At 50.8% G+C, this 21882-nt stretch carries 18 protein-coding genes and 5 pseudogenes; 18 read left to right on the forward strand and 5 right to left on the reverse strand.

Translation table 11 applies throughout. The features are described from left to right. Nucleotides 1-205: 205 nt before the first annotated feature. Nucleotides 206-426 (reverse strand): annotated as a pseudogene (locus EDC26_RS20330) (IS4 family transposase); the annotation flags it as partial. A gap of 59 nt (nt 427-485) precedes the next feature. Here EDC26_RS20330 and EDC26_RS05875 point away from each other — a divergent pair. Continuing rightward, nucleotides 486-1673, forward strand: a complete 1188-nt coding sequence (locus tag EDC26_RS05875) for a Bug family tripartite tricarboxylate transporter substrate binding protein (RefSeq protein ID WP_132580409.1) — start codon at nt 486-488, stop codon at nt 1671-1673. Here EDC26_RS05875 and EDC26_RS05880 read toward each other — a convergent pair. Beyond that, entirely contained in the window at nt 1660-2514 is an 855-nt protein-coding gene (locus tag EDC26_RS05880; protein WP_132580411.1) for an HpcH/HpaI aldolase/citrate lyase family protein, read from the reverse strand. The two genes, EDC26_RS05875 and EDC26_RS05880, sit on opposite strands and share 14 nt — an antisense overlap. 149 nt (nt 2515-2663) lie before the next feature. On the opposite strand from EDC26_RS05880, the gene EDC26_RS05885 reads away from it, so the two are divergent. The 6 genes from EDC26_RS05885 to EDC26_RS05910 all read left to right on the forward strand — a co-directional run bounded on the left by EDC26_RS05885 (nt 2664) and on the right by EDC26_RS05910 (nt 10259). Continuing rightward, complete coding sequence (locus EDC26_RS05885; RefSeq protein WP_132580413.1) at nt 2664-3677, forward strand: enolase C-terminal domain-like protein; 1014 nt, start codon at nt 2664-2666, stop codon at nt 3675-3677. A gap of 9 nt (nt 3678-3686) precedes the next feature. Continuing rightward, nucleotides 3687-5219, forward strand: coding sequence for an acyl-CoA carboxylase subunit beta (locus EDC26_RS05890; RefSeq protein ID WP_132580415.1), 1533 nt, complete (start codon nt 3687-3689; stop codon nt 5217-5219). A gap of 46 nt (nt 5220-5265) precedes the next feature. Then, a complete protein-coding gene (locus tag EDC26_RS05895) occupies nt 5266-7440 on the forward strand; it encodes an acetate--CoA ligase family protein (protein ID WP_132580417.1) in 2175 nt (724 codons plus the stop codon). A gap of 90 nt (nt 7441-7530) precedes the next feature. Then, nucleotides 7531-8529: a TrmB family transcriptional regulator gene (locus EDC26_RS05900; protein WP_132580419.1), complete on the forward strand. Its 999-nt coding sequence runs from the start codon at nt 7531-7533 to the stop codon at nt 8527-8529. 131 nt (nt 8530-8660) lie between these two features. After that, a complete protein-coding gene (locus EDC26_RS05905; protein ID WP_132580421.1) occupies nt 8661-8882 on the forward strand; it encodes an acyl-CoA carboxylase biotin carboxyl carrier protein subunit in 222 nt (73 codons plus the stop codon). Nucleotides 8883-8894: 12 nt separating this feature from the next. Next, nucleotides 8895-10259, forward strand: coding sequence for an acetyl-CoA carboxylase biotin carboxylase subunit (locus EDC26_RS05910; RefSeq protein WP_243700800.1), 1365 nt, complete (start codon nt 8895-8897; stop codon nt 10257-10259). Between the two features lie 152 nt (nt 10260-10411). On the opposite strand, the pseudogene EDC26_RS20335 reads toward EDC26_RS05910, so the two are convergent. Continuing rightward, nucleotides 10412-10489, reverse strand: a pseudogene (locus tag EDC26_RS20335) (ATP-binding protein); the annotation flags it as partial. Nucleotides 10490-10500: 11 nt separating this feature from the next. After that, nucleotides 10501-10980, reverse strand: a pseudogene (locus EDC26_RS05920) (IS21 family transposase); the annotation flags it as partial. 554 nt (nt 10981-11534) lie between these two features. Here EDC26_RS05920 and EDC26_RS05925 point away from each other — a divergent pair. The 10 genes and pseudogenes from EDC26_RS05925 (at nt 11535) to EDC26_RS20560 (ending at nt 20810) form a co-directional block, all read left to right on the forward strand. Then, nucleotides 11535-12260, forward strand: coding sequence for a GntR family transcriptional regulator (locus tag EDC26_RS05925; protein WP_132580423.1), 726 nt, complete (start codon nt 11535-11537; stop codon nt 12258-12260). A gap of 298 nt (nt 12261-12558) precedes the next feature. Beyond that, nucleotides 12559-13530, forward strand: a complete 972-nt coding sequence (locus EDC26_RS05930) for a Bug family tripartite tricarboxylate transporter substrate binding protein (RefSeq protein WP_132580425.1) — start codon at nt 12559-12561, stop codon at nt 13528-13530. A gap of 554 nt (nt 13531-14084) precedes the next feature. Beyond that, nucleotides 14085-14351 (forward strand): annotated as a pseudogene (locus tag EDC26_RS05940) (group II intron maturase-specific domain-containing protein); the annotation flags it as partial. 758 nt (nt 14352-15109) lie between these two features. Further along, complete coding sequence (locus EDC26_RS05945) at nt 15110-15958, forward strand: ABC transporter ATP-binding protein (protein WP_243700801.1); 849 nt, start codon at nt 15110-15112, stop codon at nt 15956-15958. Beyond that, a complete protein-coding gene (locus tag EDC26_RS05950; RefSeq protein WP_132580427.1) occupies nt 15955-16767 on the forward strand; it encodes an ABC transporter permease in 813 nt (270 codons plus the stop codon). The genes EDC26_RS05945 and EDC26_RS05950 overlap by 4 nt, the downstream gene beginning before the upstream one ends. A 50-nt stretch (nt 16768-16817) precedes the next feature. Continuing rightward, nucleotides 16818-17729 (forward strand): alpha/beta fold hydrolase, encoded by a 912-nt coding sequence (locus EDC26_RS05955; protein WP_243700802.1) that lies wholly within the window; start codon nt 16818-16820, stop codon nt 17727-17729. A gap of 99 nt (nt 17730-17828) precedes the next feature. Beyond that, on the forward strand, nt 17829-18047 hold the full coding sequence (locus EDC26_RS20095) for a hypothetical protein (RefSeq protein WP_165930928.1): 219 nt from the start codon (nt 17829-17831) through the stop codon (nt 18045-18047). Then, nucleotides 18037-19470, forward strand: coding sequence for an amidase (locus EDC26_RS05960; protein ID WP_165930929.1), 1434 nt, complete (start codon nt 18037-18039; stop codon nt 19468-19470). The genes EDC26_RS20095 and EDC26_RS05960 overlap by 11 nt, the downstream gene beginning before the upstream one ends. Nucleotides 19471-19537: 67 nt before the next feature. Beyond that, a complete protein-coding gene (locus EDC26_RS05965; RefSeq protein ID WP_132580431.1) occupies nt 19538-20530 on the forward strand; it encodes an ABC transporter substrate-binding protein in 993 nt (330 codons plus the stop codon). A gap of 79 nt (nt 20531-20609) precedes the next feature. After that, nucleotides 20610-20810: a transposase domain-containing protein gene (locus EDC26_RS20560; protein WP_132580433.1), complete on the forward strand. Its 201-nt coding sequence runs from the start codon at nt 20610-20612 to the stop codon at nt 20808-20810. Nucleotides 20811-21073: 263 nt separating this feature from the next. Here the strand turns inward: EDC26_RS20560 and EDC26_RS05975 are convergent. After that, nucleotides 21074-21223 (reverse strand): annotated as a pseudogene (locus tag EDC26_RS05975) (transposase domain-containing protein); the annotation flags it as partial. Nucleotides 21224-21389: 166 nt separating this feature from the next. Between EDC26_RS05975 and EDC26_RS05980 the strand changes: the two are divergent. Continuing rightward, nucleotides 21390-21776: a DMT family transporter gene (locus EDC26_RS05980; RefSeq protein ID WP_243700814.1), complete on the forward strand. Its 387-nt coding sequence runs from the start codon at nt 21390-21392 to the stop codon at nt 21774-21776. Nucleotides 21777-21882: the final 106 nt, after the last annotated feature.

The following is a 21882-nucleotide window of genomic DNA, read 5'->3' on the forward strand; positions in this document are numbered from 1 at the left end:
CTCAAAATCGGACAATTTATTTGCTACGGCTGCGGACAAATTATATGTTTCTTACAGTTTAAATATAGTGGTTGCAAAAACAGCGACTTCTCGATATTCTCAGTTATTGCCGAAACGGACAATGGTTCTGTTCTTTTCAGTCTGTGGGCAGTATTTGCATCGTCGGCTCACATTCTTATAAAGAAGTCGAATCACTACTGTCCGGTTAAAAAATGAACAAATTTAATTGGTTAGCACTGAGAGGTATTTTTGAGGCTGATAGATCGAGCTGGAATACCGAGACGGAAAGAATCTGTGGCAATGTGTAGGGGGGCATTGAGTTGAAGCTCCTTCTTAACGATGGCGATAAGCACATTGCTGGAGAGCACGCACCAGATTTGCGTCTTCACCGCGTTCTAGCTTGCCCCCGAGAAATTTCTTGATACGCGCGAAACTCGTCCACGGAACCAATCCATGATCTGTGCAAACAGCGTCTTGCCTAACTCATGGTTCGTCTTCCAGAATATCAACCCGGAAAGTTACACAAAAATAAGAAATCAAGATTCAAGTCGGTACCAAATAAAATCGGCCGCAACGCTACTGTCAATATTGGGTTTCACACGTTTCAAACTGTATTTAACCGGACACTACCGAAGTTAAATGCATTCAAAATTAAGGAGATATCCATGTATAGAGCAGATTGTTTTACGGCCCGGAAAGCGAAGAAATTATTGGCGGCGTTGCTGGTAATCACCTCGTGTGGTGCAATACTGGGCGCCCCGGAAGCCATGGCGGAGACGTGGCCGGATCATACTATTACGCTAGTTATTCCATTCGCGCCGGGAGGGAGCACCGATATTATCAGCCGGATTGTGGGAAGAAAATTATCCGAAATATTGAAGGTAAGCGTTGTGCCCGAAAACAAAGGTGGGGCCGGAGGCGAAATCGGAGCCAATTATGTTGCCCATGCGGCGAGAGATGGGTACACGATAGAGATGGACCACATAGGTTTTTCGTTCAACCAATCGTTGAACAAAAATAAGGGACCTGTGCCGGAAAAAGATATTGTTCCGGTAGCGTTCGTCGGCTCCACCCCGAACGTGCTGGCTGTAACCAACAGCCTGCCTGTAAAAACTTTGCCACAATTCATCGCGTACGCAAAAGCGCATCCGGAGGCAATCAATTTTGGCTCGGGCGGGGTGGGCAGTGCCGGCCATTTGTCGATGGAGCTTTTGCAGTCGGTAACGGGCACAAAAATGACGCACGTTCCGTATAAAGGTTCGGGGCCTGCGTTGGTGGACTTGATTAGTGGGCGAATCCAGGCCATGCTACTGACCATTCCGGCCGTCATGGGTAATATCAAGAATGGACAGGTACGGGCAATTGCCACGAGCGGCACGGCCCGGCCGGAGGCGTTAAGCGACCTTCCCACGTTTGCCCAGGCGGGCATAAAAAATTTCGTTTATGAGCCGTGGTACGGTATTTTTGCGCCGCGCGGCACACCGGATCCAATTCTTACGAAGCTGCACGCAGCCGTGAATGAGGTGGTTGCCGACCCTGAAGTTAAACGGCAATTGCTGGAGCAAGGCTTGTCAACGAACGCAAAGTCGCGCCAGGCCTTCGTTACTCAGGTGGAAGGCGATACCAAGAAATGGGGAGTAATAATTGATCGGTTGGGGCTTAACAAGCAGTAAGCTGTAGCCTCCTGATGGCACTTTCCAGGTGCAAGCGTTCAACCATGATTCCGTCCAGATTGATGACGCCTTTGTTAGCATTTTCGGGCAAAGCGTAGGTGTCCACAATTTTGGTCCACCACGCCAGTTCTTGGGGTGTTGGGCTAAATACCGAATTGACGATATCCACCTGATTGGGGTGAATAATGGTTTTCCCAGTCATGCCCATTGCCTTGGCCGCTTTGGACTCCAGCTCCAACGTATTTTGATCGTGTATGTCATTTAACACTCCGTCAATGACAGGCAAGCCATATGCCTTGGCGACCATAATAATCCGAGTGAACCACGGCGTAAGGTTCGCTCGGTTTTCGCCTGGATCTATGTCGGTATCCTTGACAAAATCGTTCGTGCCGAGAACCAGACATTCCAGGTTTTTGGTTAAAGAGTCTTCAACGATTTGGTCCAGTTTCAAAATGCCTAACGGGTTTTCGACCATGGCCCAGATTTTTACCTGCTCGCCTGGTCCGTTCAAATACTCGTTAGCCAAGTGGATTGTTTTCGCGTTTGCAACCTTGGAGAGAAGGACAGCTTGTGGGCGCAACTCTTTTACCAGTTTAAGGTCGTCGTTCCAAAAGCTTGATTCCACTGAGTTGATACGGATAACAGTTCTAGGGCTAGTAGCCTGTTTTTCTGGCGCTGCCAAAAACGACTTCAACGTTATGCGCGCCTGTACCTTTTGGCTTTCCAGGATGCTGTCTTCCAGGTCGAAAATAATTGCATCGACCGGTAAATCGACGGCCTTTTGCATAGCTCTTAAATTAATGCCTGGCACATAGAGAAGGGTACGCAATCGAAGATTCATGGTGTCGCCCAAATAATAATTGATATTCGAATTGTATTATAATATTCCATAGAAGTTCTAACTGCAACCACTATTAGAGGTGCCAATTGACCAGAATTGTTAAGGCCACGTTAAGGCGGCTCAAGTTACCTCTATATAGGCCATATCGGTTGTCTTATCGAACCTTCACCGAGTTCGAGCCGTTCTTCCTTGAATTGATCGATGATCATGGACGCGCTGCGTTTTCGGATGCCCACGTTTCACCGGGCTCCAGTTCCGAGACCCGTGCGGGAGCATGGGCCTATTGTTTGGCAAAGCTTAACGGAATAAACAGCGATACCCTCCATGGGGTTAAAGCGCGGTTAATGACTAGCCTCGGCGAAAGCAAGGTGGCCGCGACACTACTGGTGACCGCGCTGGAAGCGTTAGAGGGAAGCGGCTGGTTAAAAATTAAGGAGCACTCGGAACAAGAGCTGATTGTTCCTATTAGCGGGACGGATCAGAGCGAAATTGAGTTAGAGTTGGAAACGCTATTTCAAAACGGGTTTTCCACGTTCAAGGTTAAGGTTGGCAAGGACGTGCTGTCCGATATAAAGCGCACCAATACTATTCTAAAGGTGCTTGACGGTCGTGGATCGATTCGGCTGGACGCGAATCGGGCATACAGCGTGGACGACGCCATTACTTTTGCAAACGGCATTACCCGCAGCGGCGTTGATCTGTTTGAGCAGCCCTGCGATGCCGATGCCTGGGACGATAACGCCAGTGTTGCGCGCAATAGCCCGATACCGCTCATGCTGGACGAGCCCATTTGTTCATTGCGCGACATCGAACGTGCCTCCGACATCGCTAACGTGAAGTATTGCAAAGTGAAATTGAAGCGCTTTGGCAGTCTGGACGCCTTGGCCGAAGGCATTGAGTTGATTCATCGCAACGGTATGCTGGCCGTGTTGGGCGACGGTTTAGGCAGCGAAATCAATAACTGGATGGAAGCGTCGGTAGCCGCACGTTTGATCAAGACCAAAGGGGAGTTCAACGGATTCTTAAAACATATCGACAAGTTGTTCGAAAATCCTTTACCTTTCGCCAATGGCCGAATCACGTTGGAAAAAGGCTATGTGCCAATTTTGGATACCGACGCCATTGAGCGCGTCACTGTAGAAAAGAAAATAATTGAATATTGAGGATGAGTCATGAAGCATCAAGCATTGCTGGACACTTTGGATCAAAAAAGAGCGGCGGCGGCAGCAATGGGGGGCGAGCGCAAACTGCAAAAAAGAAAAGAGGCTGGCGACTTGAACGCGCAAGAGCGGATCGATGTTCTAGTTGACAGCGACAGCTTTATCGAACTAGGTCTTTTGGGGACCTCGGTATTTGATCAGGACCAGGAGGCTACCCCGCGGGACGGAAAAATTGTCGGCTTTGGCAAGATCAATAATCGTGATGTCGGCGTTGTGGTCAATGACTTCACGACCAAGGGCGCCTCGACCAGTGCGACAAACTCGAAAAAAATGGGATATATCCGGAAAACGTGCAATGAGCGTGGGATACCCTTTGTGCATGTAGGAGAATCCACCGGGGCTCGGTTGCCTGACGCCATGGGGTCCAAGGGGATGGGGCAAATGTTAGGCAACGACACTTCCCAGTTCAGACGCATTCGCGAAGTGCCTTGGGTTGCGGCTGCCTTGAATACGTCTTTTGGGTCGTCCGCTTGGCAATGCTGTTGCGCGGATTTTTCCGTGATGAAGAAGGGCTCGATTATGGCGGTGTCCAGTCCGCGGCTCGTATCAATGGCAATTGGTGAAAAAATAGACCTGGAAGAATTAGGAGGCTGGCGCCTGCATGCCGAGCAAACTGGCTTGATCGACTATTTTGTCGATTCCGATCAAGAGGCCATGATGGTTATTCGGCGCTTCCTAAGTTATATGCCGTCACATGCGCACGAGTTGGCTCCGCGTGGCGAAGTGCCGGAAGGCTCCGATGCGGATCAGGAAAAAATTCTGGACATCATTCCCGAAAGCAGAACCCAGGTCTACAACATGAAGAAGATTCTGGAAATCGTGTTTGATGATGGCAGCCTGTTGGAATTGAAATCCCGTTTTGGGAAGTCGGTTGTCACCAGCCTAGCCCGACTTGATGGCCATGTGGTTGGCATCATTGCCAATAACCCATTGACGGGTGGAGGTGCGCTGTCAGCAGAAGCATGCCGCAAGGCTATTGACTTCACTGTTTTGTGCGATAGCTTCAATGTCCCTATCATTCGCTTTGTGGATACCCCAGGGTTCGTTGTGGGTGCCGAGGCGGAACGCAAAGGGGCACCGGGTCAGATTATGAATTTCATGAACGCCACATGCCTCATTACCGTGCCGCAAATTACCGTGTTGTGTCGTAAGGCCTATGGACGTGCCTATGTAGCGATGGGCGGCGGTGCGCATAACGACACTATGGTTGCATGGCCCAACGCTGAGGTCAGTTTTATGGACCCCGTCTTCGCGACAACCATTGTCCATAATAAAACGGCAGAGGATGAAGGGTTTGAGGATGCTCTGGCCGAAATTCGAAAAGATTTGGAGATTTGGGATATGGCGCGTATTTTTTCGGCCCACGATGTGATCAAACCTCAGGAGACCCGCAAGTTCCTAATCCGTATGCTGGAGGTTCATCAACGCCGCAAGTCGGGAGGCATTAGCGAGCGGTTAATGCGCTCTTGGCCCACCAGCTACTGAAATGGCGCTGTAACTAGTTGTGGAATTAAAGAATAGGGCTCGAACCATGCAAAGTACATTTCTGAATGAAAAAGAGGGGAAAGCGCTCTTAAGTAAGTTTGGCGTGGATGTTCCCAAATCATTTATTGCTGACAGTGTTGAATGCGTTTCGCGGAAAATTGGCTCGTTAACCGCACCCTTTGTTGTCAAAGTCGTCTCTGAAGACATTCTTCATAAATCGGACGCGGGGGGGGTAGCGATTAATTTGAATACGGCGTTTGAAGTGGTCGAGGCCATCAGGCGCATGCAAGCGATCCCCGCTATTGCGGCGGCGCGCATTGATGGGTGGCTTGTGGAAGAAATGATCTCTTCAGGGATGGAAGTTGCGATTGGCGGTTTTTATGATCGTCAATTTGGGCCGATACTAATGTTGGGCCTGGGAGGCATCTACATCGAACTATTGAAGGACGTTACTTTCCGAATCTGCCCCATTACCGAGCAGGACGCATGGGAAATGATCCACAGCCTTCAGACGCGAAAGCTGCTTGATGGCTTTCGTGGGGGCACTGTTTACGACAAACAGCTGTTAGTTCAGGGATTGCTTAAGATTGGCGGCAAGGGCGGTCTGTTCATGACGCATCAGAATATGATTTCTGAGCTTGATATTAATCCGCTAATTCTTACCGGTTCGCGCCTTGTCGCGGTGGATGCACGAATTATTCAAAAAAACCCAAACGAGACAAGAGAAATATTACCTGTCGGTAGCGTGACTAGTACCGATGTTGACGTGGCCAAGAAGTTCGAGTCGTTGTTTTTTCCGAGAAACGTGGCGGTATTAGGCGCTTCGGCTAAAGACGTAGTCATTGCCAACACGTTCATCCGTCGTTTGAAAGAATTTGGTTTTTCGGGAAACATCTATCCTATTCACCCGAAAGCGGAAAAAATTGAAGGCTTAAAGGCATATTCAAACTTGTCTAACGCGCCCAACGACATTGATTATGCATATGTGGCAATTAGCGCGGAGCGCGTATTGCAGTCCATCGATCTGCCACCGGGAAAATGTAAATTTATTCAAATTATCAGTTCTGGTTTCGCTGAAACCGAACAAGGCCGGCAGCAACAAGAGCAATTGCTACGCGTTGCACACCGGTCGCAAATTCGATTATTGGGCCCGAATTGCCTTGGGACCTATTCCCCTGTAGGAAAGCTTACGTTTCCAAAAGACGCGCCGACAGACGGTGGAACCATAGGAGTGGTGTCCCAATCCGGCGGGTTATCAACAGACATCATTAAGCGTGGACAATGGCGCGGCTTACGTTTTAGCGGGCTGGTCACCATCGGCAATAGTATTGACGTGACGCCGGTGGAATTGCTCAAGTATTTCCTGTCCGACCCGGCTACCAACGCTATAGGCCTATATATTGAAGATATTAAAGACGGTCGGGCCGTGTTCGATCTATTAAGAAATACTCGCGATCTTAAGCCGATTGTTATTTTGCGCGGTGGCGCAACCAGGCAAGGACGTCTGGCTGCTCAATCGCACACGGGGGCATTGGCGTCGGGCGATGAGGCATGGGTCGCTTTATCAGAACAGACTGTTGTTGAACTTGTCGATACGGTTGATGAATTCATTAACGTGTTACTTGCTCTACAGTTTTTGCAACTGCGTACCATGACACCCACCCACAAGGTAGTGCTGTTCGGTAACGGAGGCGGTTCCAGCGTGTTGGGGGCCGATTGTTTTGCGCGCTCGGGCTTGGATGTGTCGCCTTTCGCGCCTGAAACAATTGCCAAGTTAGAAGAAATTGGTTTTCCGCCGGGAACCAGTGTTATCAATCCGATCGACACCCCGGTGCGTACGTTGCAAGAAAAGGAAGGTTTTATCGCCAAGGAAATCCTTGACATCGTTTATGATGAAGCGAAGCCGGATGCCGTTGCGATGCATTTGAACTTGGCGGCGTTTTCCGGACGCGGTACGAGCAATCCGCTACAGAACCTGATCGACATCATCACTCAGACGAAACGCAAGCGCGGCGCGGACACGCACTTTGTTCTGGCGCTTCGAAGTGATCGTTCTGAAGAGCTTGATGCGTTGCGACGCGAATATATCGAATTGGCCCGATTAGCCGGCATTCCTGTTTACGATGAAATTGTCGATATGGCCAAAGCGTTGCGAATTGTCGGTAACCTGGAGCGCAAGATGATTTTCCACCGTAGTCAGGTTTGGGCCGATCCTCAATAAGTCGGTTTGCTTTCCATAACCGTGTAATCCTAGACGGCTTTTTTGCAGCTGCCTGTTTGTTCGAATCGCGGCTTGCGACGCATTTCCTGTATGGAGTCGTCTAAAATCAACGATCAAGAAAAAAATGATTCTATAGTCGAGGGAAAAGTGATTCCAGATAATGGTAGATCGGGGCTTATGATTAATGACTTGCAGGCCTTAGGCTTCACGGTATACGAGGCCAAAATTTATCTTGAGACCTTACAGGCAGCTGGCGTGCCTAAAACAGCATACGAAATTGCCAAGATGTCAGGGGTGCCGCGAACCAATACCTACAGCGCATTGGAGGTTCTGACACGTAAAGGCGCGGTTTTGCCTGTTACCGAAAACCCCACTAGTTATGTCGCTGCTAGCGCTAAAGTGGTCTTTGAGAAAGTAGCCAGCCAGACCAACAAATTATGTGAACGACTAGTAGCCCGTCTTGAAAGTCTGGCACCTAAGATCGAAAACCAGTATGTATGGATTCTTCGGGGCGAGGAAAATATCGACATCGAGATTCAGAAATTGCTTAAGTCCCCCAAAGAATCAATCTGGATTAAAGCGTCGGACATCGTGTTGCGTAAGCATGCAGCGGCCTTGAAAAAGGCTGCGCAGAAAAAGGGGATAAAAGTCGTCATTATCTTGTTCGGTACGGATAAGGCAGAATTTGAATATAACAATAATTGTAGGGTTTACATCCACGAGAACGACGGCACTCGCATGGGCAAGGCGGACAATCTTTTTACGATCGTCGTTGACCACAACGAGATGATTACCGTGAATGCTGATGGTGAATTTATCGGCGCTAGAACACAGAGTCCTCCCGTCGTGACGATGGCGCTTTCGTTAATTCGTCATGATTACTATATGGCGGAAATCTTTCAAAAATTTGGCGACGAAATCACAGAAGAGTTTGGCCAGTATTTAATGAAGCTACGGTTAAATGCCTACACTGTGGATCAGGTGAATTCATTTTATGAGAACACAGGGCTCAAACCACAGGAGGATTCATCGACAAAGTCGTCTGGTCGAGGTCGAAGTCGAAATGGCCGTGGGCAGGTTCGTGATTAACGGCGATGTTAGTAATGTGGCCAAACGTCTTCTCTAATTGTGTGGTTGTTATTGCAACTACTATAAGTTTCGTCTATTATTTATATCAAGTAAAACAGTAGAGCAGCTATTCAGATGAACTGGAGTGGGCAATGGCAACGGTAGACATCAAAACAGAAATCACAGGTAATGTATGGAAGATTTTGGTCAAGGTTGGGGACGCGGTTGCCGAAGACGAACCGCTGATGATCCTGGAATCCATGAAAATGGAAATTCCTGTGGTGGCCGTTGAAAATGGAATCGTGAAGGAAATTCTGGTGAGTGAAGAGGATACCGTACGCGAAGGATCAGTCGTTGCCCGCATTACAGCGTAATAGGAAGCAGACGTGAAACCTATTAAAAAGTTGTTGATTGCTAATCGCGGTGAAATTGCGTGTCGTGTCATTCGCGCCTGCAAGAAACTGGGCATATCCAGTGTGGCAGTCTATTCGGATGCAGACGCCGAGGCGCTCCATGTGAAGCAGGCTGATGAAAGCGTTCATATTGGCCCGTCCAAAAGTGCGCACAGTTATCTGGACATAGGAAAAATTCTTACAGTGGCTAAGCAGGTCGGTGCAGACGCGATCCATCCTGGTTATGGATTCCTGTCTGAGAATGCCGATTTTGCGGCCGCGGTAATAAAAAGCGGCATTGTTTGGATAGGGCCTAGCCCAGCCTCAATTAGGGAGATGGGCGACAAGCAGAAAGCGCGCGACATTGCCATTGCGGCTCACGTGCCGGTCGTCCCCGGTAGCATTCGATTTAACTCCGATAATATGGATAAGCTCCACACGGAAGCTAGCAGGGTCGGTTTCCCGCTACTGGTGAAAGCTGCCGCAGGCGGCGGTGGGATTGGGATGAAGCATGTATTGAAACCGGAAGACCTTCAGGCGGCGGTCATCGCTACCCAGTCCTTAGCCAAAAGTGCATTTGGCAACTCAGACGTTTTTCTGGAAAAATACATACCTAACGCACGCCACGTTGAAATCCAGATTTTTGGTTTTGCGGATAGTGCTGTTCATTTCTATGAACGAGATTGCTCGACCCAGCGCCGTTTTCAGAAAATCATTGAAGAGGCGCCGGCGCCAAACCTAAGCCAGGAAGTCCGGTACGGAATGCTGAAGGCTGCAGTCGGTTTGGCCAACAGCGTTCGCTATCAGGGCGCAGGCACAGTTGAATTTATTTTGGATGTCGACACAGACACGTATTACTTTCTGGAAATGAATACTCGGATCCAGGTCGAGCATCCTATCACCGAAATGACTACAGGCTCGGATCTTGTGTCGATGCAGATTCAGCTTGCACAAGGCGATTTGGTGTCGATGGATCAAACGTCGATCCACCAAATGGGTCATGCCATAGAATGCCGTTTGTATGCAGAAAACCCGGCAAAGCAGTTTATGCCGTCGCCTGGCGTACTAGAGCAATTCGATTTTGCTTATGCCAATCCCGCGTTCATTCGCATTGAAACTGGCTATGAGATGCAGAACGAGATTACGCCTTTCTACGATCCCATGATTGCAAAAATAATTGCATATGGCGATAACCGCGAAAACGCTGTTAGCAGGCTGCTGGCAGTCCTGGAAAATGCCAAAGTGGAAGGGATAAAAAGCAATTTGTCGTTTCTGAGTGCTTGCTTGAGGAATCCGCTATTCCAGCAGGGTGAGGTCACAACCAATTTTGTGACTGAAAATATTAAGAATCTGACTTAATGGTAAGCACCATTTGAAGCCCGCCTAAACAAGACTGGGCCGGAAACTGTCAACGCCGATTTAAAACTGACCCACTTTCCGGCTTTTCGGCCGGAGTAAAACTGACCCACCTGGACATCCGCAACGCTAAGCCTTAGCCTTAATTTGGCCCGCTTTGCGTTATCTTTTAGCCGGTAACTCTCGCCGGCAATTTGGATAATATGCGCGTGGTGCAGTAATCGATCCAGCAGTTGGACAATGTCTCGGCACGTTCATTGTTGATAAAGTGCACCCAGCTTGCCCGGCTATAGCCCAGCGTGGCCACAAACGCCACCAACGGATCGCGGCCTTTACGAATGTGCATGAAGTCTGCTTGCATCCGTTTACCGGGTGCGGTCTCAAACCGGACCACCGGCTCGGGTTCCGCGTGACGGTGCGTGCTCAGGAACTCCTTAAGCTGCGTGACACCGCCCGGATAGCCGCGATCCTAGATCTCGCGAAGCAATACCACGCCCGGAATCCAATGCGGCCGTGCCGCTTCGATGCGCTCCAATAAATAGTCTTTGTACGGATCGAGCTTGGTCGAGCGCGCCGCCCGGGCGCTGTACTGCTGGGCCGCTGGTTCGCGCAGATAACGTCGAACGGTGTTACGTGAGCAACCGAGCTCGCGCGCCATCTCCCGAATTCCGGCGCCTCGCCGCATTAATACCTTGGTTTCCACTGCTTGCTCCTGGGTCAACATAGTCGGCGGCCAAAAGGCCACCATCTTCGCCCAAGTGGGTCAGTTTTCCTCCGGCGCAGTGGGTCAGTATTACATCGGCGCTAACAGGAAACAGCTAGAGATTTCCGAAAATGGTGACGCATTGTCGTGCTTCATTCCGTTTTGAACTTAAACGTCGGTTGGCAGGAACGGCTTTTTGAAGGGTGTCGTTAACCGCCGCATTGACGAGCTATTACCGCATAATTGGTCGCCACAAACCGCTACCTAAGAAATAACGGCCGCTAACGCGGCCGTGTTAATGTGTGTTCGCCGGACGGATACGAATCCGGGCAGGCGTGTCCGGCGTTTCACCTTCCGCGGCTTGGGTCCGCTCGTGGCGCCGGCACCATTTGACGTGACTGGATGCGAGTCGGCACAAGGGCAGGCCCAGCTATGAGCCGAGCAGAAAAGTACGCTGGCGCATCAGGCAACAGTTCATTTCGACTAGAACGTAGACTAGCGATAAACAAGGTACACTTCCCATCCAGAGATTTCAACGTTAACAAGTGCAACATGGGAACGACGGGAACAGTCAGATGGGCAGCATACCGTTATATAAAAAAGTCAAAGGCCAAATTATCCAAAATTTGATTGCCGGAGAGTGGCGGCCTGATGAAATGATTCCGGTCGAGAAGCAACTGGCCAAGCGATTCGGCGTTGGTATTTCGACCATTCGCGCTGCAATAGGGGAATTGGTCGCCTCGAACGTGCTCGTGCGCATACAAGGCAAGGGTACGTTCGTTGCGCGTCACAGCAGTAACCAAAACGCACATCGTTTTTTCAACTTGTATCACACCAGCGGCGTCAAGGCTTTGTACTATCGGCAACTGGTACGCGCGAGCAGAGGGCGTCCCGACGACGAGACTGTACGCTTGTTGCGGCTGAGCGGTCCGGAAGAAACGGTCGCCAGGCTGCGCATGCACATTAGCTCCAGAGGTACAGTGATCGCGGTAGCGGATCTGACGGTTTCTGAACGTCTGTTTCCGCAACTGGACAAGAACTTCGCAATCGATGGCGATAAATCGCTTTACGCGATCTTCCAGATTACATACAACATCAACGTGGTTCGCGTCGTCGAGCGCCTATCCGCTGTGAAAGCCTCCGCCTCGGTCGCCAAGGCGCTGGGATTGAAACCGGGGGAACCGGTACTGGAAGTGCATCGCACTGCCTTCACGTTCAACGATCAGCCGGTTGAATCGCGAACTTCCTGGATTCATACTAGAAATTACCGCTACTTGATCAGTCGCGGCGACGAAGGCTGATAGATTGCATCACTACTGCTTGCGGACCGCGTATTTTCTAGCCGTAAGTGTCTCGCATGATTGATATAGGTGCTATGGTGAATCGCTTGCTATGGCCTGTCTGATTCGCGCTTGCCGATCTTCTAGATGCCACCTTTCTGCCACATTTTTCTAATTTAATTGACGTAAATTAGAAATAAGCTTACCCTAAAAAAGATTCGAATGTCTATTATAAAAAATTCGAATAAATCAGAATGATCTGAATGTTGTCACAGCGTTTGAAGTGGGCAGGAATCATACCGATGATAGGAGATTAGCTATGACTATTCGACGAGACTCTTTCAGAAAGCTGCTCTTGGGACTGGCCCTTGCGCTGACTGCAACCCTGGCACAGGCCTATCCGGATAGGCCGATCACTATGTTGATCGGCTTTGCTCCCGGCGGCGGTGCCGACATCATCGGACGCATCATCGCCCAGAAGATGTCCGATATTCTGAGGCAGCCAGTCATAGTGGAAAACAAGCCGGGCGCCAATAGCATGATCGGCGCGCATGCACTGGTTAGAGCCAAGCCGGACGGCTACACGATCATGCTCAACGCGGCGTCGTTGTCGATTGCCGCAGCTACATATAAAAAGCTTTCCTTCAACCCCATCAAGGATCTTCAGCCCATTTCGCTACTCGCCACTTATCCATACTTGGTGACAGTGCCAAGTAGTTTGCCGGTCAAAAACCTCAAGGATTTTGTCGCCTATGCCAAGGCATGCCAAGGAAAACTGAACTACGGTTCGTCGGGTACCGGCAGTGCGCCACAGATGGGAATGGAACTATTGAACTCGGTTACCGGCATACGGACTAACCACATTCCCTACAAGGGTTCAGGTCCAGCGATTATCGATCTCGTTGCGGGCCGGATAAGCGTCATGCTGACCGAATACCTTGGGGCTGGGGCTATGATACGAAGCCATTCACTGAGGGTACTGGCGGTTACTAGCGCGAAACGCTCTGAAAACCTGCCTGACGTGCCTACAGCAGCCGAACTGGGCTATTCAAACTACGATGTTGTCGGATGGTACGGCTTGGATGCGCCTGTGGGCACTCCAGCACTCGTTATCGATGCACTATACAAGGCGGCGGCTAAAGCTGTGTTGTCTCCAGCTGTTGTCAAGCACCTCAAGGACGAAGGCGCAATCCCTATGGGTAGCACACCCGCACATTATCGTGCATTTTTCATGAAAGACTTGGAAAGATGGCAGGCCGTCGCCAAGAAATCGCATATTAGTTTGGATTGATTGGCCCAGTGCTAAAAATTGCCGATGATACCTTTAGTGTAGAGCATCATAAGTAGCATATTTCAATTGCAATTTCCCTGTACCTTTTCTCATGGGGGCGGGAATCATGCGAGGTGCGGTGAGAATTGAGTTGACCCAAGAACAGCTCGCTCAGTTGAAGACATAGGACAGTGCACACGATTTCGGTGTGTGTGACTGAGCGCGCTACGATGATTTTATTCGCGGCACGCGGAAGGCAAATAAGGAGATTAGCGCTTAGGGAAACTTTGAATAAGCTCCAAATTTGATGGAACATCGGGAGATTGTAAGGGGTCTAATAATCATAGTGTTTTTTCTGGGATGCCCGTAAGCATCCGGCCTGGGCCGTGTTGACGACCTGACCCGACTCGTATTTATGTTTAAAGCGTTACGCTCCAAGGCAATAGTTCGTCGATCCGATTCACCGAATGGTCGGCGAGGACGGTCAACACATGGTATCCGTCCGGGGAACACCCTTGGAGGTGCAAGTCCTCCCGTAACTTGAGCACAGCGAACGAAGTGAAGCGCAACTGCGTAAGGGCTACTTCCGGCTGGCGCAAACACCTAGAGTCTGGCGTGAGCTGGACGAATGGCTGCGTCATCGGTTGCGCGCTATCCAACTCAAGTAATGGAAACGCGGCAAGACCATGTTCCGGGAACTGCGTACCATGGGAGCAAGCGTGACGGTTGCGCAACGGGTGGCAGCCAATAGTCGCTGCTGGTGGCGCAACAGTGCCAAGCTGCTCAACAGCGTGCTGAATCTGGCGTGGTTCGACCGCCTGGGATTGCCCCGACTCTCATAACCTCAATGTCTCGAACCGCCCGGTGCGGACCCGCATGCCGGGTGGTGTGGCAGGGGCGCAGTCTACAAAGACTGCCCCCTATGCCGATTAGACGGTAATTTGTGACGACCAGTTGTGGGGCAATAGCTCTTCAATCTGGCTGTTCGGATGCGTGGGAAGACGGGTGGCGGTGCGCTCGCCGCCGGTATCCGAGCCCGGAAACAAATAATTATTGCGTTTATGCGAAGCTTCACGTAAACGCAATAAGGCGAACTTGGTGATTATGCGAAGTCTTTGCCCGCCACCGATCTATATGCCCTCGGCTGCAGGAACAACTCGCAGCCGAGGTACTTCACATAATTACAGCGATCGCAGGAACTCCAGCGGTCCCTTCGGTGGTCCTTGCTTGTTTGACCTCGGGTTAGGATATGCAAGCTGGCGGTGAAACGTTCAATTACGCACTTTCAGTGCTTTTTGCAAAGCGTTGATTGACTATTGACGTGGCTCGTCAACACGAGTACGATTTAAATCATTCGTATGTTTTTTAATATAAATTCGAATGTTAAAGTTGATTGCATCGAACGTGGCGTTATTGATTTTGCATTTGAGTCTGAAGTTGTAGATTGAAGCTACGCTGCGTAGCTGTTGTTACATGGGCAATGACAACGTGGGCAATTCATTGAGAGAAACGTAGCTAAAGGTCGGACACAGAGTTCTGTGTCAAAGCGCACGACTGTTTGGGAGGAGGGTAAATGCGAACAGAGACAGGAGGAGGGCAAATGCAAGCAGAGACAGGAGGAGGGCAAATGCAAGCAGAGACAGGAGGAGGGCAAATGCAAGCAGAGACAGTTCCGTCGACCGCTGTTCGAATTGTAGGCGCCGAGGCGCGTTATGGCAAACATTTGGCTCTTGCGAAGGTCGACCTTGATGTTTACGAGGGAGACTTTCTATGTCTCCTCGGGCCATCAGGTTGTGGCAAGACCTCGCTCTTAAATGCCATCGCTGGCTTTGTTCAACTAACCTCAGGATATGTGGAAGTTAAAGGTGAAGAAATCGCCGGTCCAGCGCGTGATCGCGGCATGGTGTTCCAAGAATACGCTCTATTTCCTTGGTTGACGGTTGAAAAGAATATTCAGTATGGGCCTCGCCTGAAGGGAATATGCGGGGCTCAGTTAAAAGAGATATCTAGCCGATATTGCAGATTGGTGGGACTGGAAGGCTCCGCGAATAAATATCCTAATCAACTTTCGGGTGGAATGCGTCAGCGGGCAGCCATTGCGCGCGCGCTAGCGAACCAGCCGGACATTTTACTGATGGACGAACCTTTCGGGGCGCTTGATGCTATGACTCGCCAAACTCTGCAGGAGGAGCTTCTGAAAATATGGGAGATCGAGCGGAAAACCTTGATATTTGTGACGCATAGCATCACAGAGGCAGTCTTTATGGCAGATCGAATTGCTATTATGTCTCCGCATCCGGGCAGAGTTAATCATGTCATTTCCAACACCATTAAAAGGCCGCGCAGTCGCACCTCGGAAGAGCACTTCGCGATGTGCCGGATGATCGAGATGATGTTCCAGAAGGGCGCAATCGGTCAGCTAAGTACGTCACCAGAGGTGAAATCATGAACTTGAAACCCTACAAGCGGCCGCGGTCAGCCGAAGCGTTTGGCGGTGCGCGTACTTCGTTCGCGCATCGAGCGATATTTTCAGTTATTTCGATCAGCACCGTGTTGGTGATTTGGGGAGGGCTAAGCCATCTAGGCATCATAAACAGCGTGCTTGTTCCGTCGCCAGCGGATGTGGCTAGAGCTGTCATCGCTGGAATTCGCGATGGCTCCCTGTTGGAGAATACAACAGTCAGCATGGTGCGTGTGCTACTTGGTTTTGTCATCGCCCTGATGATTGCTATTCCGCTTGGCATCATGATGGGGGTGTCCCGGGTTTTTCAGGATCTTATTGATCCCTTGGTCGAATTGCTCCGGCCGGTTCCGCCTATAGCTTTGATTCCTTTGGCGATCTTATGGTTTGGCATTGGCGAAATTTCAAAGGTGCTGATTATTACCTACGGCGCGTTCTTTCCGATCTTCATCAATACAGTTGCAGGGTTTCGGGATGTTGACCAAGTGCACATTCGGGCAGCGCGTACCCTGGGAGCGAGGCGTTATGAGGTTTTCAGAGATGTTATCTTGCCGTCAGCGTTCCCGCAGATCGTGACCGGGGCCCGCCTCGGAATGAGCATGGCCTTCATTGTTTTAGTCGCTGCAGAACTAATCGCGTCGAGCGCGGGGCTGGGTTATCTAATCAACTACGCGCGGATCACTTTTCGGACCGATGAAATATTCGTTGGCATTTGCACCATAGGGGTTCTTGGCTTTGTGCTCAACAAGGGGCTTATTGAAATAGAGCGTTTCCTGGTGCGTTGGAAATACCTGTAAGCAAGTGTCTGCGCGAACACGAGCTTGATACAGTTAAACAGAGGATAAAAATGATGGAAGAGATTCGTTCAGGGTTTTTTACGAGCAACGGTGGCGTAAAGCTTTATTACCAAGACGTGGGATCGGGCGTGCCGATTGTGTTTGTGCACGAATTTGCGGGCGATTATCGTAGTTGGGAGCCGCAGGTGCGGTATTTCTCGCACCGCTTCCGGGTCATCACTTTCAATGCTCGTGGGTATCCTCCGTCAGATGTTCCTACGGATTCCGCGTCCTACAGTCTGGATCTAGCCGTAGACGATATTGCTCAGTTGCTACATCATCTTGAAATTAGCGATGCTCATATCGTCGGATTTTCGATGGGGTCATTTTCGTCGCTGTTTTTTGGCATGCGTCATCCGGAACTAGCCCGTTCAGTGACACCTGTGTGCTGCGGTTATGGAGCCGAAAAAGGCTGGGATGAAATTCATAAAAGGAATTTTTTCGAATTTGCGGATCTTCTCGAAGATCCTGCCACTGCAAGCACTGCGTCCGACCAGTACGCGACCGGCTCCACACGGGTGCAATTCCGCCTCAAGGATCCGCGCGGATGGAGTGAGTTTGCTGCCCAGTTTCGCATGCTTTCTTGTGTGGGGCGTGCGATGACGTTGCGTTACGTAGTTGCTGCGCGGCCTTCCGTGCTTGACTTTGCCGAATCTTTTAGAAAGATGACGGTTCCTGTGTTGCTTATTACTGGCGACGAGGATGAGCAGACCTTGATGCCAGGCGTATTCATGAAGAAACACATTCCGACCGCCGGATTTTGTGTGTTGCCTCGCATTGGCCATACTCTGAACCTGGAGGAGCCAGCGCTGTTCAACGCGATGCTCTACGACTTTATCTCTTCAATAGAACTGGGGACATGGCAGCCTCGGGATCCGAGAACATTTGCAACCACTCAATATTTGGAGCAGTCGGACCATTGATTGCGAGCAGGAACAAGCGGACAAAGTGAATGTGTAGATTTACTGACGGGGTGGGTGGCCTCTTCCTCCCGCGAGCAGCCAAATACTGGAAGATAATTCATGATAGAAACGTTTGATTCTAGCAATATGCCGACCTATCTCAACAATTTGATTGACGATGAGTATGGTCTTACGCCAATTCGAATCGCCGAAATTGCAGCTAATACGGCAGTCATGGGGAAGAGAGTCATGTCTTTGGCTCAAGCCTTATCGTTCGAGGCCGAGCCCTGGGGCTTCGGGGCTGAGTTGTTACGGCTGGCTAAGTCAGATGAAACATAATATCAACCTTGTCAACGCCACGCTTTCAGAGGTGGCTGGCCTCCTCCGAGCAGGGGAGGCGGGTTCCGTCGACCTTGTGCATGCATGCATCGAGCAGATAGAACATATCAACCCGCTTCTGCGAGCGTTCCTATACACACGCACTGAAGCGTCACTGGGTGCCGCCGCTATAGCAGATAGCGCACTCGCGTCGATGAAGTCGTCTTCAATTCTGACGGGCATCCCTTTGGCACATAAAGACATGTTTTATCGTGCCGGAGAGCCTTTGAGTTTTGGGGCTCACCCGCGCCGTGTGCAACGTCCTGATTTCACTGCAACGGTTAAAATCAGGCTCGATCGGCACTTGGCACTAGATCTAGGCGGCCTGCATATGTCGGAATACGCATCTGGGCCGACGGGTGTTAATGTGCATCACGGCCGGTGTGCCAATCCATGGGCGATTGACCGTATTTCCGGAGGCTCTTCGAGCGGATCTGGAGCAGCGGTTGCTGCGCGGATGGTCTATGGATCGCTTGGATCCGATACAGGTGGATCGATTCGAATTCCGGCCGCTTTATGTGGCGTTACGGGACTTAAGCCCACTTTCGGTCGTGTAAGTCGCCACGGGGCGATGCCGCGAGTCTGGACCCAAGATTGCGTAGGGCCGATTGCTCGCAGTGCGGAAGATTGCGCGATGATTTTTTCAGCCATTCTCGGGCCGGATGGGCTAGATCCCCTCGTAGTGACCGGCGCGCCGGCCTTTGAGTGGCCCCCCCTATCTCTGGAAAGAACCTTGCGTGTTGGTGTGCTCGAGATGCCGGAGCAAGCCGATCGGGATGTGGAGCGATGTATCGAGCAAGCAGTGATTGATTTGCGCGGAATCGGGCACAAGGTTAGCGTTGCGCGCTGGTCCGACATGGCCGACGTGCAGACGCTGGCGGAAACGGTTCACCAATCAGAGGCCAGCACGATCCACGACGCTTTACTACGCAAGGATCCGGAATCGTATGATGAGTTTGTACGCGCTAGACTTGAAGATGGATTGATGATTCCAGCAGTTCGCTATCTTCAGGCTCAGTCGATGCGACTCGTAATGGTGCGCAACTTCGTGGAAAACGTCTTCAGCGGATTTGACGTGTTGGTATTGCCGACAGTAGCTTGCCAGGCACCGCTCGCTTCGGAATTGAAGGAAGACAGTCAAGCCAGTCGGAAAATGCTCCGCAAGCTCACGTGTTTTACGAGGCCGTTCAGCTATCTTGGGCTGCCCGCGCTTACTGTTCCCTGTGGTTTTGGAGACGCGGGCCTACCGATAGGCTTGCAGATCGTTGGCCGTCCTTTTGCCGAGAATTTTATACTGGCAATAGGGCAGTCTTATCAGAAGGCGACTCAATGGCACACCGCACGACCGCAGATTGATTTGGCCGAGCTGTCTGGCTTGAAGTAGGCAGACCCGCCGAGACGCATTAGCAATTATAAAAATATTTTTCTGTTCAAATTAAAGGAGCTATAGTATGAAGAAGATTATTGTATCGATGTCGTTGGGTATCGCCGCCATTGTAGCGACGGTTTCGGCTTACGGGCAGACGAAAGTTACGATCGGCACTTCGCGTGATCCTAACAATGGTGCTCAGATTCTCATTGCAGAACAAAAAGGCTTCTTTCGTGATGTTGGCCTGGACGTGACCGTTAAATATTTTCCATCGGGTGGTGACTTGATGAGTGCGTTTGTCGGTGGCAGCATTCAGTATGGCAGCGCGGGCACCATACCGGTACTGACGATACGATCGCGCCCTTTTCCTCTCAAGGTCATCGCACAGATGTCGGATATTTCCGGTGCCCAGCAGTTGATCGTCAAGAAGACGGTAAGCAACCTGGACGAACTCCGTGGGAAGAAGATTGGCTTATTGCGCGGCACGGCGTCGGAAGCCCTCTATGACTCGATAGTCAGTGCTTATAAATTCAATTCGGGCTCGGCGACGCTGATAAATATGGGTCCGACCGATATGATTACAGCTTTCGTTCATGGAGATGTCGATGCAGTCGCATTATGGGAGCCCCATAGCACCCACGCGCGCAAGCTAGGCAATGGCAAGACACTCATTAGCGGCACATATGGATATTTGGGCGGCGCGGCTGTCGAGAAGAGGATATATGGCGATCATGCCTTATTGTTTGCAAATGAGAGCACTCTCAAGAAACAACCGGCTGTAGCGCGTTTGGTGATTGCTGCCCTTCAAAAGGCAAACGATTTTATTCAAAACAACAGGGCAGAGACGATTCAAATCATGGCAAAGGTGTATGGTCTACAACCGGACGAGGTAGGCGGGATTCTTGATGTCAACCGCTACACATTACAGCTCAATGACCAATTGACGAGTGATATGGAGAAGTTGGTGAAATTCCTGCTGACGACTAAAGGTATTACGCACCCAGTTCGGATTGTGGATTTGTTTGACTCCACCGTATTAAGGTCGGTCAGACCGGATCTGGTAAAAGTTCCGTGATGCTATGCATTTTCTTATCTGTGGGAGGCGGACCTTAGGGTGTTCCTTCCGTAAAACTGTGGTGACCAGTTGATCCGTCGTGACCCAAAATCCGAGGAGCGAGGATGGTTCGTTAGCTGTTGATTTAATAATTTGCTTGATAACGCTATTGAAGCATCGATATCTACACTCGGTGTTCGAGCGCATTGCTGAGCATCCCATTAATAAAATCGATGAACTGTTGCCATGGAATCTGGATATACAAAGCGAAAACCTTCGAAAGGTCGCTAAGAGGCCTTGAGCAGTAACGCCACCGATCTCGTATTGACGCGCCGGTGCACGGTAGCGGCCAAATCATGATTGGAACGATCCTTGCCTATCCGGTTAACACCCAAGTACACCATGGGTAGTGTTTGGGGATGAGCCGGCCATTCCTGCACACACTACAGGTAGTGCCTTTGGGTGTGGGCCGGCACCTTCCAGGTGCCGCGTGTGTTCCAGTATTTGATCTGTAAGCGTCCGGGGAAACCGTCTTGATGGATCACTTGAGCTAATGGCGTTAACTCAACAGACTAGTTTCCAGTTATGCGGCAGCAGCTCGTCGATTCGGCTGGCCGGCTGCGTGGGAAGGCGCGTGAGCACGTCTTTCAAGTAGGCGTACGGATCATGGCCGTTGAGCTTGGCCGACTGGATCAAGGTCATGACCGCGGCAGCGCTGATTCTTTTCGGTGCCGTACAACTCACCATGCTCCTGTATGGCGTTTTCATGGGTGAGCGGCTGACGCCGCTGTCCATGCTGGGCCTATTGGTCAGCATCGCCGGCCTTATATACCTGTTGCTGCCCGGCAGTAGCGCGCCGCCATTGGGGGGCGCGTTGCTCATGACCGTCGCTGGTGCCGCCTGGGGTTGGTATTCCTTGCTAGGCAAGGGAGCCACCAGTCCGCTCGCCACGACCGCCGGTAATTTCGCTCGGACAATTCCCTTTGGCTTCTTTGCCTCCCTTAAAGGGGACGGGTTAGGCGTGCTTTGCGCCGTATTATCGGGTGCGTTCGCCTCGGGCCTGGGGTATGCAATCTGGTATGGCGTTATAAGGCAACTTTCCGTGCTCAAGGCCAGCTCGGTGCAACTATGCGTGCCCATTCTTACTGCGCTCATTGGGGCTGTGTTTCTCGGTGAAGCGTTAACGCTGCGTGTTGTATTGGCATGCATAGCGGTGCTTGGCGGTATCGCGCTGGTGTTGGTGAGCAAGCGGCAGATGGAGAGATGACTCGGGAGTCCCCCTACTGGGGAGTGTCAGGATTTTTGTGTTCAAGCAGTTTGTGTTGATCGTCAATTTGCCTACTGTGTACTGCAGAGTGAATACCGATAGCAGT

Source organism: Paralcaligenes ureilyticus, from assembly GCF_004346225.1.
GTDB lineage: Bacteria > Pseudomonadota > Gammaproteobacteria > Burkholderiales > Burkholderiaceae_B > Paralcaligenes > Paralcaligenes ureilyticus.